Raw genomic sequence first — 1,713 nt, 5'->3', positions numbered from 1 at the left:
ATGAACACGTCCTGCACCCGCGAGATCGGCAGCCCGAACAGCTGCCCGCCGATCACGGCGGTGACGTATTCGGCCATCGCGCCTTCGCTGGTCTCGGTCTTGCTCGTCATCGATCCCTGTCCTTATCCCGTGTCAGGCCGCGCGGCGCAGTTCGGCGGTCTGCTCCTTCAGCGCCGCGATCAGCCCGGGACGGTCAAACTTGGCGACATAGTCGTGGAAGCCGGCCTGCCGGCCGCGCTCGATCGCCGCCGGCGACACCATCGCCGACAGCGCGATGATCGGCAGCCCGATCAGATTGTGGTCGCTTCGGATGTTCTCGGCGAACTCGAAGCCGTTCATCTCGGGCATCTCGATGTCGGTCAGCACGACGTCGAAGCTTTGCCCCGAACGCAGCGCGGCAAGCCCTTCCTGCGCGCCGCCCGCGGTCCTGACCTTGTAGCCGGCGGCCTTCAAGACCGGCGCCAGCATGTTGCGGAAGAACGCCGAGTCATCGACCAGCAGCACCGACTGCGCCGAGGCCGACGGGCGCATCTCCTTGCGCGAGAACCAGTCGGCGAACGCCATCGGCAGGAAGTGACCGACGTCGATCACCTCGGTGGCCTGGCCCTTGATCACGGCCGAGCCGAGGATGCCGTCCTGGCTGCCCGCCACCTCAATGTTGAGCCGCTCCTCGACGATGTCGATGATCTCGTCGACCACGAGCCCCATCGAGCGGCCGTCGTCGGCGAACACCAGGATCGGCTGCGAGCCCTGGTTCTGCACCTCGACGCCGGCCATCTGCACCAGCGGCATCAGCTGCTCGCGGTACTGCACCATGTAGCGGCCGTTCGAGAGCTCGATCTTGTCGGTTGCGATCTCCTCCAGCCGGGTGACGAGGCCGAGCGGCACCGCCTTGGGCTGGCTCGAGCCGGCGCGGAACACCAGCAGCGAGGTCAGCTGCTCGCCGCTTGCGGCATGCGCCGCGGCATTGTCGTCGGCGAGGTCATGGGCCGACGAGCCGGACGCGCCGAGGGCTTTTGCAATGCCATTGGGGTCGATGATCATGATGACGGCGCCATCGCCCAAAATGGTGTTGCCGGAGAACATGTCGATGTGCCGCAGCTTGGTCGACATCGGCTTGACCACGATCTCCTCGGTGTGGAACACGCCGTCGACCACGATGCCGAAGGTCTGGCTGCCGACCTGCGTCACCACGATGAAGCCGTTCTCGGCGTCGGTGGAGGTCGCGCCGTCGTCGATCTTCAGGAGCTTCTTGAGATGGATCAGCGGCAGCAGCTTGTTGCGCAGCCGCAAGACCGCGGTGTCCTTGATCCGCTCGATGCGGTGCTCGGAGTTGGCGCGGGCCCGCACCAGCTCGACCACAGACAATTGCGGAATCGCAAACCGGTCGCCGCCGGCTTCCACGATCAGCGCGGAGACGATCGCCAGGGTCAGCGGGATCTTGATGGTGACCGAGGCGCCCTCGCCGGCCACGCTCTTGATGTCGATAGTGCCGCCGATCTGGTCGATATTGGTGCGCACCACGTCCATGCCGACGCCGCGGCCGGACACCGAGGTGACTTGCACGGCGGTCGAGAAGCCCGGCGCGAAGATGAACTTGTGGATCTGGGCCTCGGTCATCTTCTCGAGCTCAGCCTCGGTGACGAGACCGTTCTGGAGCGCCTTGGCCTTGATCCGCTCGGTGTTGAGCCCGCGGCCATTGTCGGCGATGCA

Annotated in this window: 1 protein-coding gene and 1 pseudogene; both read right to left on the bottom strand. The window is 65.9% G+C overall.

What is annotated here, in order from left to right; genetic code table 11:
- Positions 1-110 (bottom strand): annotated as a pseudogene (locus PMN64_RS42795) (chemotaxis protein CheW); the annotation flags it as partial.
- Between the two features lie 22 nt (positions 111-132).
- On the bottom strand, positions 133-1,713 hold a 1,581-nt coding region (locus PMN64_RS42790; protein ID WP_411785109.1), incomplete at its 5' end, for a chemotaxis protein CheW.

Source organism: Bradyrhizobium sp. UFLA01-814, assembly GCF_046718885.1.
Taxonomy (GTDB): Bacteria; Pseudomonadota; Alphaproteobacteria; order Rhizobiales; family Xanthobacteraceae; genus Bradyrhizobium; species Bradyrhizobium elkanii.
Note: the sequence above shows the minus strand (reverse complement) of the source record. Positions and strands in the feature narration are given on the sequence as shown.